This is a genomic window from Epilithonimonas xixisoli (genome assembly GCF_004365655.1).
Lineage (GTDB): Bacteria > Bacteroidota > Bacteroidia > Flavobacteriales > Weeksellaceae > Epilithonimonas > Epilithonimonas xixisoli.
The window spans coordinates 134309-148160 of the sequence record NZ_SOEO01000003.1 but is presented as its reverse complement, the minus strand read 5'-3'; the positions used below and the strand labels follow the sequence as shown (position 1 = coordinate 148160).

Below are 13852 nucleotides of genomic sequence, written 5' to 3'. Positions count from 1 at the left end.
ATATTTCAATCTAACTTCTATCATTCGGATTCCAATATTCCTCCGGCTCATTATTCAATTTTGAAACATATCTCGCCAAAACAAAAAGATAATCCGACAAACGATTCAGATATTTGATTAATTCCGCTCGCACTTCTTCCGACTGATTCAGGAAAACCAAACTGCGTTCTGCGCGTCTGCAAACGGTTCTCGCCACGTGAAGAAACGTTGACGCTTTTCCACCGCCCGGCAAAATGAAATATTGCAAAGGTTCCACTTTCTCTTCCATCGCATCCATCCAAGTTTCCAATTCTTCGATTTCTTTGTCTGAAATCACCAATGGTAATCTGGCTTTTCCATTCGCCAAAAACAATTTATCAATCGGTGTTGAAGCTTCGGAACCAACTGTAAACAAATCAAATTGGATTTTCTTAAGTTGAGAAATAACTTCTTCATCTTTAATATGAGATTTTGCAACGCCAATGTTTGCATTCAGCTCATCGATGTTGCCGTAAGATTCTACTCTTGCGCTGGCTTTGGAGATTCTACTTCCGCCGTAAAGTCCGGTTTCGCCTTTGTCGCCGGTTTTTGTGTATATTTTCATTTTTAGTTTTTATGAAAGTTTAAAATTAAGGTTTTTATTTTTGAACGCGTAGATTTTTGAACCACAAAAGTCACAAAAGCAGTCACTCTTTTTATTAATTCAAAAGAGCAAAAAAGAAAAATGTTTGCAAGATTATCTTTTTTTTCTCTCAAAAAATTTTTTGTGCCTTTTGTGGTTAATTAATCTAAAACTGAATGGTTAAGATTTATATCGCTTTCATATTTTTCTTAAATTGTACAAATGAAAAAGCCATTTCAAAAAACCACCAATCTCATTCATATTTATCAGCAGTTGCGACGCTTCATCAAGCCTTACCGAATGATGATTTTCGTAACATTGCTGTTGACTTTTATCGGTGCTTTATTTGCCCAAGTCAATCCTTTGGTTTTGAAATACACGGTGGACGAAGTGACAAAACTGACCCAACTTCCAAATCCAATGGAACAAGGAATCCACGTTTTGACGCTTATTTCAATCATCCTTTTGGGAAAAGAATTGGCGAATATTTTCATTCAGTTTGGACAGAAATTTTATGGTGAAAAAATTAGAATTAATGTCAGTTCCGAACTCGCACAAGAAGCCATCAACAAAATACTAACTTACCGAATTGCCTATTACAATGACGAAAATCACGAATCTGGAAAACTTCAAATCCGAATCGACCGAGGAATTGAGAGCTTAACAAAACTCGTTCAAAATTTCTTCATCGATATTCTTCCGCTTTTTTCAACGGCGATTATTGCGCTGATTGTGATGTATATGCAGAATATTTACGTTGGTTTGGTCTCTACTTTTGTAATTCCTATTTACTTTTATGTTACATCAAGACAGGCGAAAAAATTAGGAAATGTAAGACGAACACTCAGAAATCAACGGGAGCAGAAAACTTCCGGACTTTTGAATTTGATTAATTCGATAATGGTTATCAAAAGTTTTGTCCGTGAAAAATTTGAGGGAAGCAAACAGTACAATCTTCAAATGAAGCTGATGGAAAGTCAATTGTACACAAGACGAACCAGTTTTATTTATGATGGTTTAAAGACTTTCATCGAGCAATTCGGTGTCGTTTTGATTATCCTTTTGACGGTTTACCTTGTGCTCGACCAGCAGATGACGATTGGTGCGATTATGCTTCACATTATGCTGTTCAACAACGTTTCTGCGCCTATTCGCCAGCTTCACAGGATTTATGATGATATGAATGACGCCTTTATTTATGCCGAAGGTTATTTTGAAATCCTGAATGCCGACGAAGAAACCGAACCAAGCGGAACCATCAACAACATTCCCATCAAAGGAAATTTCGAAATCAAAAATGTGGATTTCACTTATCCAAACGGGATGAAAGCGCTTCACAACGTTTCCCTGAAAATCGAAAATGGAAAAACGACCGCTTTGGTTGGACTCAGTGGCGCGGGAAAATCGACAATCATCAATTTGCTTTGTAAATTCTACGAACCAGATTCCGGCGAAATCCTTTTGGATGGCAACAATCTTAATGATTTTGATAACGACTTTCTGCGTGATGACCTTGGATTGGTGCTTCAAAAAAATCATATTTTCAAAGGAAGTATCGAGGATAATATCCGTTACGGAAATCTGCACGCCACATTTGACGAGATAAAAGAAGCTTCCACAAAAGCCTATCTCCACGAGCAGATTATGGATTTACCGGAAGCGTACAACCACGACGCCACGCAACTTTCCGGCGGTCAGCAACAAAGAATTGCCATCGCCAGATTATTCCTAAAAAATCCACCAATTATCTTCCTTGATGAACCAACTGCAAGTTTGGACGCCATTGCTACGGAACAAATTAAAAATTCTCTCGATGCCATAAAACAAGGGAGAACTGTTGTTATTATCTCACATTCTTTGTCGCAGATTTTGGATTCGGATATGATTTATGTGATGAAAAAAGGTGCAGTAGTGGAAAACGGAACACACGAAGAATTGTATGAAAAAGACGGAACTTACCGTGAAATCTTCGATGCGTCTGCAAGAAGTTTGAATCTTGATAGATTGGTGAAAACTTATAAAGATGAAAATTAGACAAATTTTCTTGATAAATTTCATTCTCGCAGATTTAACAAATTCAGCAGATTTTCGGATAAACAAATTTGCATTATCGGCTAAATCTGCGAGAGAAACAATTTAACAGAAACTAAAACAGATGAATGAAGACCATTACATAAAAAAAATAGACCGCGTCACTTCGATTCTTGTGCAATTGCAAAGTAAACCGATTGTTCGTGCGCAGGATTTGGCGGATAAATTCGAAGTGAGTGTCAGAACAATTTACAGAGATATCAAAACTTTAGAAAATGCTGGCATTCCGATTTTTGGAGAAGCTGGTTCTGGCTATTCTTTGGTGGATGGTTACAAACTTCCGCCTGTGATGTTTACGAAAGAGGAAGTTCTCAGTTTCATCACGGCCGAAAAACTGATGCAGAATTTCTCGCACGAAAGTCTCGGTTCTCATTATAATTCAGCGATGGAAAAAGTGAAATCTGTCCTTCGAAGTTCAGAGAAAAATCTCGTGACTGATATTGAAAATCAAATCAACATCTATTCTTATCAACCGGAAAAAACGGATTCGATAAAAAATATTATTCCGACCATTCTGGAAAGTATTTCTGATAAAACGCAACTGAAAATCAATTATGAAAGTGCAAAAACCGAAGCTTCGGAACGGATAATTGAAGCGGTCGGGATTTTTTATGAATTCAATTATTGGTATGTGATGGCGTTTTGTACGATGCGGAAAGATTACTGACAATTCCGTGTTGACCGTATTTTAAAAATCATTAAAACCGAAAATCCTTTTCATCAGGAATATGGAAAGGTCGCCGATTACAAGCAAAAATCGAATACGGAAAAAGTCCAAGTCAAGCTTTTGGTCGAAAAGAAAGTAATGCCTCACATTATGCACTCGCTGAAATATTACGGTTGGACTGCCGATGAAGAAACGGAAAACGGAATGCTCATCACCTTCGAAACGAGCTGGATAGATGAGGGTTTTCCGCGCTGGCTGATTACCTTTGCGGATTATGCGGAGATTATTGAACCGGAATATCTCAAGGATACGATGAGTACTTTAATCGGCAACATTACAAAGAAATTAAAATAAAAAGCTTTGTCAAAGTTCAGAACTTTGACAAAGCTAAATCTTGAATCTTCCTTGATTCTTTTTACTTTACTCTTATATCTTATCTCTCTCTTTCCCAGAAAAAAGGTGGCTCGATTCCCAATGCTCTCAGGTAAACGTAACCTTGACCACGGTGATGAATCTCATTATCAACAAAATAAAGAATATTCTGATAAACCGGAAATTCATATTGACCAAACAAATTGAAAGTCTCCTGAAAACGTTCTTCCGAAATCTGACTGAAATATTCATTGATGATTTCTGTCTGCTCATCCCATTTTGTAAGGATTTCAGCTTTTGTAGTTGGCCGGAAAGCTTTCTCATCAAATTCATTGATTGTTCCATCTACAATAGATTTCAAAGCTGGTCCGCCGATGGCAATCATTTCCAAAACCAATTTCGAAAATGGTCTCATTCCACCGATTGAAAATTCGAATAAATCTTTTTCAGGAAAAGCTTCGATGACTCTTCTTGTCAGATTTCTGTGACCTTGCCAATGGATTAACAGTTGTTGTGAGCTGAGGACTGTGGCTGTTGCATTCATAATAGTTTGTTTTATTTGATACAAATGTACAGCGAGGTTGTGACAGCTGTTTGTCAGTAGAAATTTTTATTTACGAATTTAAAGCAACATTCTTTTCTTTTACTTTATTATTTATAATATCTAGTTGTTCAGATATTTCAATAATTTCTGATAAATATTCATAGTTTCGAATATTTGATTTTTCTAAATTCTTTATTTGCACTGCAGTTCCTGCCATACATACCATTAACATATTAGTCGAACCTGCTCCAATTTCATTAAAATCAATATCTGTTGAAATTACTGCATTTCCACCTAGCATTGCACATTGAATTCTTAAATCAGTTTTACAAAGTTCGGTTGCGTTATAAATTTTCTTATTTGTTGCATTAGAACCTGTTCCAAAAAAATCGTTCCAACTTCTAGACAATTCTGTAGCAAAACCAGTTCCTGAAGTTTGCTGAGTAGAGACCATTTCAATTACTTCATATTCCCAATTCGTTGGTGCTTCGGAAGATATAATAGGTAAGAACTTAATTAAAGTCTTTAATCTATTATTAAGGTCATTTTTGCTCTCAATTAATGTAGAATTTATTTTTTGCAGAATAGGAGTAGAGCAAACTGAACAATAGCTCTCTTTTTTATCTTGATGATATTTATTTATAAAATCAATTTGATTTTGAGACAACATATGTCCATTAGCAAAAAAACCTTTTACTTTTGTGGAACAATTTGGACAAACTTTAATATCTTCCATATATAAAACCTAAATCTTCTCAAACCTAAAATTCTCCCCAAGATAAGCCTGTCTCACTTCGGGGTCATTCGCCAAATCCTCAGGAATTCCCTCTTTCAGGATTTTCCCTTCGAACATAATATAGGTTTTGTTGGTAATCGCCAAAGTCTGCTGAACGTTGTGGTCGGTAATCAATATCCCGATATTTTTCTCCACCAGAGACCTCACGATTTTTTGAATATCCTCCACCGCAATCGGGTCAACACCCGCAAACGGCTCATCCAAAAGGATAAAATTCGGACTTGTCGCCAAACAACGCGCGATTTCCGTCCGACGTCTTTCACCTCCGGAAAGCAAATCGCCACGGTTTTTACGAACGTGTTCCAGATGGAATTCCTCAATCAATTCGTCACATTTTTTCTGCTGTTCTTTTTTGGAAAGCTTCGTCAGTTGCAAAACACCAAGAATATTATCTTCCACAGACAACTTCCTGAAAACCGATGCTTCCTGCGCCAGATAGCCGATGCCATTTTGCGCACGTTTGTACATCGCGTCCTTCGTAATATTTTGATTATCAAGGAAAACGTTTCCTAAAGTCGGTTTCACCAATCCAACAATCATATAAAACGAAGTTGTTTTTCCCGCACCATTTGGTCCCAAAAGTCCGACGATTTCGCCTTGCTGTACTTCCAATGATACGCCTTTCACTACCTTTTTCGGTCCGTATTCTTTGATTAAATTTTCTCCTCGTAAAATCATAAAACAAAGATATATATTTTTTGCTGGAAGTAGGGAAGCTGGAAGTTCATCTCCATACTTTTTAACAGACTGTAAGAAAATATTTCGATGATGACAAAAATTTGGGCGTGCCCCTCGCCAGCACTAAGGCCACCGCTCGGGTCAGGCTTTCCGTTGCAAGTCCTCACTCGTTGCCTCGCTCCGGGCTTTCCACTGCAATCCCTCACGCGCTTCGCCCCGATTGAACATACAACATTTAACAACGGACATTTTACATTATACTTTCTACATTGTACTTTTTACATTATACATTTTACATTATACTTTATACATTGTACATTTGTGAAAAATTTCCAAAAATGCTGATAGAAAGCCTTCAAAACGAAAAAATCAAAAGACTGACCAGACTTCTCACCAAAAATCAGGAAAGAAGAAAAGCCGGCGTTTTCATCGTGGAAGGTCAGCAGGAAAACGAGCGCGCTTTGGAATTTGGAAATCTGCCAGAGGAATATTACATCTGCGAAAACATCTTCAAAGGAAAATTACCAACGACAAAAATCCATTACGTTTCGGAAAAATTATACGAAAAAATCGCGTATCGCGGAACGACAGAAGGAATAATCGGGATTTACAAATTGGAATCCAGAACTTTAGAAGATTTCAAACCGAAAAAAGATTCAGCAATTATTATTCTAGAAAGTGTAGAAAAACCAGGAAATCTTGGCGCTATCCTCAGAAGTTGCGAAGCTTTCGGAATCAATGCGCTAATTGTCACCGACCCAAAAACAGATTTCTACAATCCAAATGTGATTCGCTCGAGTGTTGGCTGTCTTTTCGGAATGAATATCTTTCAAGCTTCGAACGAAGAAACTTTGGAATTCCTAAAAATCAATGAGTATCAAATCTTCACCACTTTTATGAGTGACGATGCAAAACATATTCAAGAAAAGGATTTGAAAAGTAAATCGGCGATTTTATTCGGAACAGAACACTCCGGTTTGAGTGACTTCTGGAAACAAAAAGGAGAAAACGTTCTGATTCCAATGGCAGGAACCATCGACTCTTTGAATCTTAGTAATGCGGCGGCCATTACTTGCTACGAAATCCTTAGACAGAAATTAGAGAAATAAAAAAACCGCTTCTCGAAAGAAACGGTTTCAAATTCTTAACTAGGTTAAGATTATTTTTTAGCAGTAGCAGCAGAATCAACTTTTGCAACAGCTGAATCAGCAGCAGCTTTAACTGAATCAACACCAGCAGTAGCAGCAGAATCAACTACAGCAACAGCAGAATCAACGTTTGCAGAATCAGCAGAAGCAGTATCTACAGTTTCAGTTTTTTTACAAGCTACAAGAGCAAAAGCGGCGATAGCAGCTACAAATAATGACTTTTTCATAATAATTAAATTTAAAATTGTTAGTTAATAGATTTGTTCTCAATTGAACGGGACAAAAGTACACCGATAAATTAATCTTGCATTTGAATATTAATTGTAATATATTTGTAAAACGAGATTTACAATTAAGAATCACTGTAAATCAATAAATTAAGAATTTTCACAACTTTGAGCGAGATCGAATTTTTACATTTTCAGTCCTTAAAAAAAGCGGTTCAGGAAAAATATCTTGAGACTCATTCCCCGTCTTACAGTGATATTTCTAAATGGAAAGGAATTGATATTATCTATTTCCAAGAAGATCTACGGCAAAAGGCTAAAGGCAACATCAGCGAAAAAACGTTTTACACCTACTTCAAAAACAATTCGCAGGAGAAAATTCCTAGAATTGATATGCTTAATATTCTAACCATCTACATAGGATACAACTCGTGGTCAGAATTTAAAAAGAAAAATCCAATCGAAATCGAGTTGGAAGAGAAAGCGGAAATACCGCAGACTACAGAAGAAAAGAGACACCAAACTCTTGACAACACTCCTACAGAACCAGCTGTAGATCTAGAAAAAACGACTGAGAAAGAAAGCGAAAAGACTCAAATATCCATAGACAACCAGGCTTTTGACGAAATCAATCAAAACATTGACCTTGATAATACGAAGCCGAGTTTTCTGCGTAGATATCTTTGGTTGGGCATTTCGGTCTTTCTTTTTGCAACGGTTTTGATCCTTGTTTTTTATGACAATTTATTCTATAAAAAATACACTTACGCCTTTACAGATGCAGACAGAAACTCATCTATCAAAGGGGAATTGGATGTAAAAATCATTCGACAAAACGAATCGCCTATTCTTTTCAAAGTAAAACCAAATTCACCGTTTGTGTATGAAACGAAAAGTAAAAGTTTGAAAATGGTCATCTCATCACCATTTTATAGAACCGACACCGTAACGCGAGATCTTAAGTCTGCACCGGAATCCGAAAATATAGAGCTAAAACCGAATGACTACGCTATTCAGTTATTCTATTATTCAAAATCGATTAAAGACTTTAAGAAAAAAACAGACCAACTGAATCGATTGATAAGTGACAAAGCTTTGATTTATCAAGTGGTAGATAGCGACATCTACGGCATCGAAACTTTGGACAAGCAAAAATACATCTCGCTGGTTACGCTTCCGACGACTTCTCTTGAGAACCTAGAAGTGATTGACTCTCAAATGGAAAACGGAAAAATTGTAATGATTAAATTTAAAATAACAGAAGATGAAAAAATTAAATAAAAATATTTGGTGGCTATTATCTTTTCCAATGATAATAGTAGGAATGCACTCCTGCAATAAAAAATATGAAGGCGATGACAATTCTTTGGAGACTATCCGGAATGCCAACAATAACGTAACTTACTCAAAATCAAAACTTGACAGTTTGCAAGCCATTAATCTTATTACGTCTCAAAAAGTTCAGGATTTGTTGGATCTTTCTACACTCTACACCTCTGGTAACAAAGATACAGAGATTGATTCCGTGATTTATACGCAGATGCAGGCGCACTTTCTGACAAAGGATTCCAACAATCTGAAACCACTATTAAAAGAGATGGACAGCCTGAACGTTCGTTATGCAAAGGTTAGCAATCTTAGCACCTCGAAATCTGTAGTGGAAAAAGACACTTTGGATTTTGCCAACTTTGATGTTGAATATTATGACAAAAAGAGAACTTATCTTACAACAGTCCAGCGTAAAGCACAATATATGTTGAAAGCATCTCCGGTAAAATTCAAGAAAGAGTTTAAGTTTTATTTTGATAGCTTTTACAAAAAAGAATCTGATACTACAAAAACAACAAAACCCGCTAATTAGCGGGTTTTGTTTTAATTAAATCTGGGATTTAATTATTTTTTGATTTCTTCTTTTACAGCTTTTTCTTCAGCTTTTACTTCAGCTTTAGCAGAATCAGCAGTAGCTTTTACAGAATCAACTGTAGCAGTAGCTGTAGAATCGATAGCAGCAACAGCAGAATCAGCAGTAGCGTCAACAGAGTCAACAGCAGCAGCTTCTACGTTATCAGTTTTTTTACAAGCTACAAGAGCGATAGCAGCGAAAGCAGCTACAAATAATGACTTTTTCATGTTCTAAAATTTTAAATTAATTATTATTATTGAATTGTTTCATTAATTATTGTGTAATAATTACAAGACAAAAGTAGCACCGTCTGACAAAAATCATTAAAAAATAACTTGTAATAGCTCTGTAAAATTATTTTACAAATTAATATAATTGAAAATCAGATATTTAATTAAAATTTCAAAATTTGATCCGGCGTGATCAAAGCATTTAATTGCACATCTTTTTCATAAACATCAGTGATAATTTCATTGGGTTGAAAGAAATTTAGTCCTACTTTTTTTTCAATATTTCGATAATCAGAAAAGAACTGATCGTAGAAACCTTTTCCGTAGCCAACCCTATTTCCAAATTTATCACAATAAAGCAAAGGCGTCAAAACACAGTCCAGTTCTACATTTGAAGCGATATTTGAAATAGGTTCTTTGATTCCCCATCTGTTAATTTCAAATTCAGAATTGGTAAAAATCTCTACTGAAATGATTTTTTCACCTTGGATCTTCGGCACAAAAACTCTGATTTTATTCTGAAAAAAATAATTAATGAAAACTTGAGTATTGACTTCTTTAAACTTTTCAATCGACATAAAAACATTAACCTTTTGATTTTCAATAGGATTAAATTGTAAAATAAAGTTTTTCAGCAGTTTTTGAGACAAAAAATTGACCTCATCTTGAGACAAGGCCATTCTTTTTGCTTTATAAAGTGTTCTAAGTTCGCTTTTTGTGAGACTAAGATTCATCTTTATTTTTATAAGATTTTATATAATTTGTCAGACAATCTCACTCTGAATGGAAGCTCAAAAGTAATTTGGTCTTCAGCTTTCGCAGTTTGAACCGAATTTCCTTCAACAACCATTTCATTAATAACAATCTCTTGCTCTCCAGTCGTAGGCCCAGAAATCAAAACTTTATCACCAACAAAAAGTTCATTTGAAAGTAAAAACTGAGCAATCTTTGACCTCGTATAATAATGTTCCGCTTTTCCAATCAAGCTTTTCTTCAATTTTATCTTCTGACGAATATCATTTGCTTTAGCCAAAGGTTTATCTGTCAAATCGCCAGAATTTTTGAATTTCAAAGCTTCAGACTTTCCTTTTCGAAATACTTTATTACCAACCTGAAGTCCTTTTCTCAACGCCAATTGTTCTTCTACGGGCAAATGAATGATTTCAAGACATTCTGAAGAACAGGTATTTTCCATCACAGCTTTACAATCATCACATTGAATAAAAAGCAAATGACAAGCATCATTCGCACAATTTGTATGATTATCACAAGGTTTTCCGCATTGATGACATTGTGCTATAATATCGTCCGTAATTCTTTCGCCTAATCTGTGGTCAAACACAAAGTTTTTCCCAACAAACTTACTTTCAACACCTTCTTCCTTTACCTGACGCGCATATTCGATAATTCCGCCTTCCAATTGGTAAACATTTTTGAAACCCTGATGTTTAAAATACGCACTTGCCTTTTCACACCGGATTCCGCCAGTACAATACATTAAGAGGTTTTTATCTTCTTTGAAATCCTGTAATTGCTCATTGATAATCGGCAAACTTTCTCGAAAATTCTCAACATCCGGCGTTATCGCACCTTCAAAATGCCCCACTTCACTCTCGTAATGATTCCTGAAATCCACTACAATCGTATCCGGATTCGCCAGCAAATCATTGAATTCCTGAGCTTTCAAGTGAATCCCTTTATTAGTCACATCAAAAGTCTCGTCATTCAAACCATCCGCAACAATTTTGTTTCGAACTTTAATCGTCAACTTCAAAAAAGAGTGATTATCCTGCTCTACAGCCACATTCAAACGAATGCCTTTCATAAAATCATAAGCTTCCAAAGTTTCACGAAAAGCCTCAAATTGGTCCGCAGGAACACTCATCTGAGCATTGATTCCTTCGTGCGCCACATAGATTCGCCCGAGCGCATCCAGGGCGTTCCAAGCTATAAATAAATCGTCGCGAAATTTCTTTGGGTTTTCAATTTTGGCATACGCATAGAAAGACAATGTAAGGCGTTCCTTACCAGCTTCATCAATAAGTCTGGCTCTTTCTTCTGCGCTCAAGGTGTTGTACAGTTGCATGCTATAAACGTTTTAAGTGAGAAAAATAATGGCGCAAAGATAAGAAATTTGGTCGAAAGTTTTCGGTTGACAGTTATCAGTATTTGGGCGTGCCCCTCGCCAACCCTAATGCCACCGCTCGGGTCGGGCTATCCGCTACAATCTTTTCCCCACACCAATTCCCAGCAAAAAAGGATTTCCACTACTATCCCTCACGCATTAGCAATTCCACGTTTCAATAATTAGGTTCAAAACGATATATCTTTATTATATTTACGTCATTAAAATCTTAAAAATGAAGAAAGTTTTCTTATCTGTTGTTTTGATGACAGCAGTTTTCTCACAAAATACTTATGCTCAAGAAATTACACTCGATAAAATCTATTCCGGCTACTACCGCGGAAAAGGAATCGCAGGAATTGCATCCTTAAATGACGGCGAAAACTACGCAACCATCGAGAAAGATGGCATTGCAAAATACAATTACAAAACGTCTCAAAAATCCGGAAACATCGTGGATGGGAAATTCGAATCGTACATTTTCTCTGCCGATGAATCTAAAATCTTGTTGCAAAAAGAAAGTGAGTCTATTTACAGACATTCATTTTTGGGGAAATTTGATGTAAAGGATTTGAAATCAAACAAAGTAATGCCTCTTAATAATGGCAACTACATCCAAGAACCAAAATTCTCTCCGGACGGAAGCAAAGTCGCTTTTATTGTTGAAAATAATTTGTTTTATCAAGATTTGACTTCTGGAAAAATCACTCAAATCACAAACGACGGAAAGAAAAATTCTATCATCAACGGACTTGGCGATTGGGTTTATGAAGAGGAATTTGGTCACGCAGATTATTATCAATGGAACAAAGCGGGCGACGCAATTGTTTTCGTAAAATTTGACGAATCAAAAGTTCCGGAAATCTATATTCCAATCTACGGAAAATCGCTTTATCCAACCGAAATGCGATACAAATATCCAAAAGCCGGAGAAACCAACTCAACGGTTTCTGCTCAATTATATCAATTAAATTCAGCAAAAACAACAGCATTGAATCTTGGAAGTTTTGAGAATCATTACATTCCACAACTTTGGCAAACGAACGACGCCAATGAAATCGTCATTGCAACAAGCAACAGACATCACAGCAAAGTTGATTTGATTAAAGTGGATACAAAATCAGGAAACTTAACCAAATTATTCTCAGAAACAGACAACGCTTGGATAGAAACAGACAACCTGACATTGGAGTTTTTGGATGACAATTCTTTCCTTTGGGCTTCGGAACGTGATGGATACAGACAATTATATTGGTACGACAAATCCGGAAAACTGAAAAAACAAGTAGCTAAAGGCAATTGGGAAATCACAGATTACTATGGTTACAACCCGAAAACCAAAGAAGCTTACATCCAAACTACAGAAAAAGGAAGCTTGAACAAAGTGGTTTCAAAACTGAATATCAATTCTGGAAAAACAACCTTGATTTCTTATCCTGAAGGAAATAACTCGGCAAGTTTCAGCAAGACTTTTAATTATTTCATTAATACAAATTCTACCGCAGGAACACCTTATAAATATGTCTTGAAAGATGCTTCTGGAAAGGAAATCAAGGAACTTCAAAACAATAATGAATTGCTTTCCAAACTTCAGAAAGACAGTTTTGTAACAAAGGAATTCATCAAAATCCCAAATTCAGCAGGCGACCAACTGAATGCCTGGATTATTAAACCGAAAAACTTTGACCCGAACAAAAAATATCCATTATTTATGTTCCAATATTCTGGTCCGGGTTCTCAACAAGTTTCAAATTCTTGGGACGGCGGAAACGCAATCTGGTTCGAAATGCTGGCTCAAAAAGGTTACGTTGTAGCTTGTGTGGACGGACGTGGAACTGGTTTTAAAGGTGCGAAATTCAAAAAAGTGATTTACAAACAATTGGGGAAATATGAAATCGAAGACCAAATTTCTTCTGCACAATGGTTTGGCAATCAATCTTATATCGACAAGTCCAGAATCGGGATTTTTGGATGGAGCTATGGTGGATATATGAGTTCATTGGCGATGACAAAAGGTGCAGATGTTTTCAAATTGGGAATTGCTGTTGCACCGGTGACAAACTGGAGATATTATGACAGCGTTTACACAGAAAAATTCCTGCAAACACCACAAGAAAATCCAGAAGGTTACGACCAAAACTCACCAACGACTTTTGCGCAATTATTGAAAGGAAAATTCCTATTAATTCACGGAACAGCTGACGACAATGTACATTTCCAAAACTCAATGGAGTTTTCTGAAGCGTTGATTCAAAACAAAAAACAGTTCGAATTTATGGCTTATCCAGACAAAAATCACGGCATTTATGGTGGACAAACCAGACCTCAGCTTTATGAGAAAATGACGAATTTTATTTTGGAGAATTTGTAGGAAAGTTGGAAGATGGAAGTCCGAGGACGGAAGTTAAAAATCCGCAGAAGATGTTTTCTTTTGCGGATTTTTTATGCTTAGCTAAATTATAGATAATTT

At 36.2% G+C, this 13852-nt stretch carries 15 protein-coding genes; 7 read left to right on the top strand and 8 right to left on the bottom strand.

The window, feature by feature from the left end:
* Positions 1-10: 10 nt before the first annotated feature.
* Positions 11-583 (bottom strand): cob(I)yrinic acid a,c-diamide adenosyltransferase, encoded by a 573-nt coding sequence (locus tag B0I22_RS12665; protein ID WP_133945433.1) that lies wholly within the window; start codon positions 581-583, stop codon positions 11-13.
* A 321-nt stretch (positions 584-904) separates the two neighbouring features.
* Between B0I22_RS12665 and B0I22_RS12660 the strand changes: the two genes are divergently transcribed.
* From B0I22_RS12660 to B0I22_RS16480, 3 genes are all read left to right on the top strand, one after another.
* Complete coding sequence (locus B0I22_RS12660) at positions 905-2635, top strand: ABC transporter ATP-binding protein (protein WP_133946559.1); 1731 nt, start codon at positions 905-907, stop codon at positions 2633-2635.
* Between the two features lie 121 nt (positions 2636-2756).
* Positions 2757-3359 (top strand): helix-turn-helix transcriptional regulator, encoded by a 603-nt coding sequence (locus tag B0I22_RS16485; protein ID WP_484083217.1) that lies wholly within the window; start codon positions 2757-2759, stop codon positions 3357-3359.
* Positions 3360-3479: 120 nt separating this feature from the next.
* Positions 3480-3713 carry a hypothetical protein gene (locus B0I22_RS16480; protein ID WP_484083216.1) on the top strand — a complete coding sequence of 78 codons (234 nt, stop codon included), beginning with the start codon at positions 3480-3482 and terminating at the stop codon, positions 3711-3713.
* A 79-nt stretch (positions 3714-3792) separates the two neighbouring features.
* Here the strand turns inward: B0I22_RS16480 and B0I22_RS12650 are convergent, their stop codons facing one another.
* From B0I22_RS12650 to lptB, 3 genes are all read right to left on the bottom strand, one after another.
* Positions 3793-4275, bottom strand: a complete 483-nt coding sequence (locus B0I22_RS12650; RefSeq protein ID WP_133945431.1) for a DinB family protein — start codon at positions 4273-4275, stop codon at positions 3793-3795.
* Positions 4276-4345: 70 nt separating this feature from the next.
* On the bottom strand, positions 4346-5011 hold the full coding sequence (locus tag B0I22_RS12645) for a heavy metal-binding domain-containing protein (protein WP_133945429.1): 666 nt from the start codon (positions 5009-5011) through the stop codon (positions 4346-4348).
* Between the two features lie 9 nt (positions 5012-5020).
* Positions 5021-5749 (bottom strand): LPS export ABC transporter ATP-binding protein, encoded by a 729-nt coding sequence (gene lptB, locus B0I22_RS12640; protein WP_133945427.1) that lies wholly within the window; start codon positions 5747-5749, stop codon positions 5021-5023.
* Between the two features lie 338 nt (positions 5750-6087).
* Here lptB and B0I22_RS12635 point away from each other — a divergent pair, with 338 nt between their 5' ends.
* Entirely contained in the window at positions 6088-6858 is a 771-nt protein-coding gene (locus B0I22_RS12635; protein WP_133945425.1) for a TrmH family RNA methyltransferase, read from the top strand.
* Between the two features lie 50 nt (positions 6859-6908).
* On the opposite strand, the gene B0I22_RS12630 is transcribed toward B0I22_RS12635, so the two are convergent.
* Positions 6909-7124 carry a hypothetical protein gene (locus B0I22_RS12630; RefSeq protein ID WP_133945423.1) on the bottom strand — a complete coding sequence of 72 codons (216 nt, stop codon included), beginning with the start codon at positions 7122-7124 and terminating at the stop codon, positions 6909-6911.
* A gap of 168 nt (positions 7125-7292) precedes the next feature.
* On the opposite strand from B0I22_RS12630, the gene B0I22_RS12625 reads away from it, so the two are divergent.
* Both B0I22_RS12625 and B0I22_RS12620 read left to right on the top strand, forming a co-directional pair.
* Positions 7293-8405, top strand: a complete 1113-nt coding sequence (locus B0I22_RS12625; RefSeq protein ID WP_133945421.1) for a hypothetical protein — start codon at positions 7293-7295, stop codon at positions 8403-8405.
* Positions 8389-8985, top strand: coding sequence for a hypothetical protein (locus B0I22_RS12620; protein WP_133945419.1), 597 nt, complete (start codon positions 8389-8391; stop codon positions 8983-8985). Before B0I22_RS12625 ends, B0I22_RS12620 begins: the two co-directional genes overlap by 17 nt.
* Before the next feature lie 32 nt (positions 8986-9017).
* On the opposite strand, the gene B0I22_RS12615 is transcribed toward B0I22_RS12620, so the two are convergent.
* The 3 genes from B0I22_RS12615 to trhO all read right to left on the bottom strand — a co-directional run bounded on the left by B0I22_RS12615 (position 9018) and on the right by trhO (position 11343).
* Complete coding sequence (locus B0I22_RS12615) at positions 9018-9254, bottom strand: hypothetical protein (RefSeq protein ID WP_133945417.1); 237 nt, start codon at positions 9252-9254, stop codon at positions 9018-9020.
* A gap of 167 nt (positions 9255-9421) precedes the next feature.
* On the bottom strand, positions 9422-9991 hold the full coding sequence (locus B0I22_RS12610; protein ID WP_133945415.1) for a 5-formyltetrahydrofolate cyclo-ligase: 570 nt from the start codon (positions 9989-9991) through the stop codon (positions 9422-9424).
* Between the two features lie 8 nt (positions 9992-9999).
* Positions 10000-11343 (bottom strand): oxygen-dependent tRNA uridine(34) hydroxylase TrhO, encoded by a 1344-nt coding sequence (gene trhO, locus B0I22_RS12605; protein WP_133945413.1) that lies wholly within the window; start codon positions 11341-11343, stop codon positions 10000-10002.
* A gap of 274 nt (positions 11344-11617) precedes the next feature.
* Between trhO and B0I22_RS12600 the strand changes: the two genes are divergently transcribed.
* Positions 11618-13753: a S9 family peptidase gene (locus tag B0I22_RS12600; protein ID WP_133945411.1), complete on the top strand. Its 2136-nt coding sequence runs from the start codon at positions 11618-11620 to the stop codon at positions 13751-13753.
* The last annotated feature ends 99 nt before the right edge of the window (positions 13754-13852 follow it).

What these genes read in the sequence shown, in the direction of transcription:
- B0I22_RS12635 (WP_133945425.1), top strand. Translation starts at nt 6,088, where the DNA reads ATGCTGATAGAAAGCCTTCAAAACGAAAAAATCAAAAGACTGACCAGA.
- B0I22_RS12615 (WP_133945417.1), bottom strand. Translation starts at nt 9,254, where the DNA reads ATGAAAAAGTCATTATTTGTAGCTGCTTTCGCTGCTATCGCTCTTGTA.
- B0I22_RS12645 (WP_133945429.1), bottom strand. Translation starts at nt 5,011, where the DNA reads ATGGAAGATATTAAAGTTTGTCCAAATTGTTCCACAAAAGTAAAAGGT.
- B0I22_RS12600 (WP_133945411.1), top strand. Translation starts at nt 11,618, where the DNA reads ATGAAGAAAGTTTTCTTATCTGTTGTTTTGATGACAGCAGTTTTCTCA.
- B0I22_RS12630 (WP_133945423.1), bottom strand. Translation starts at nt 7,124, where the DNA reads ATGAAAAAGTCATTATTTGTAGCTGCTATCGCCGCTTTTGCTCTTGTA.
- trhO (WP_133945413.1), bottom strand. Translation starts at nt 11,343, where the DNA reads ATGCAACTGTACAACACCTTGAGCGCAGAAGAAAGAGCCAGACTTATT.
- B0I22_RS12660 (WP_133946559.1), top strand. Translation starts at nt 905, where the DNA reads ATGATTTTCGTAACATTGCTGTTGACTTTTATCGGTGCTTTATTTGCC.
- B0I22_RS12620 (WP_133945419.1), top strand. Translation starts at nt 8,389, where the DNA reads ATGAAAAAATTAAATAAAAATATTTGGTGGCTATTATCTTTTCCAATG.
- B0I22_RS12665 (WP_133945433.1), bottom strand. Translation starts at nt 583, where the DNA reads ATGAAAATATACACAAAAACCGGCGACAAAGGCGAAACCGGACTTTAC.
- lptB (WP_133945427.1), bottom strand. Translation starts at nt 5,749, where the DNA reads ATGATTTTACGAGGAGAAAATTTAATCAAAGAATACGGACCGAAAAAG.
- B0I22_RS12650 (WP_133945431.1), bottom strand. Translation starts at nt 4,275, where the DNA reads ATGAATGCAACAGCCACAGTCCTCAGCTCACAACAACTGTTAATCCAT.
- B0I22_RS12610 (WP_133945415.1), bottom strand. Translation starts at nt 9,991, where the DNA reads ATGAATCTTAGTCTCACAAAAAGCGAACTTAGAACACTTTATAAAGCA.
- B0I22_RS16485 (WP_484083217.1), top strand. Translation starts at nt 2,757, where the DNA reads ATGAATGAAGACCATTACATAAAAAAAATAGACCGCGTCACTTCGATT.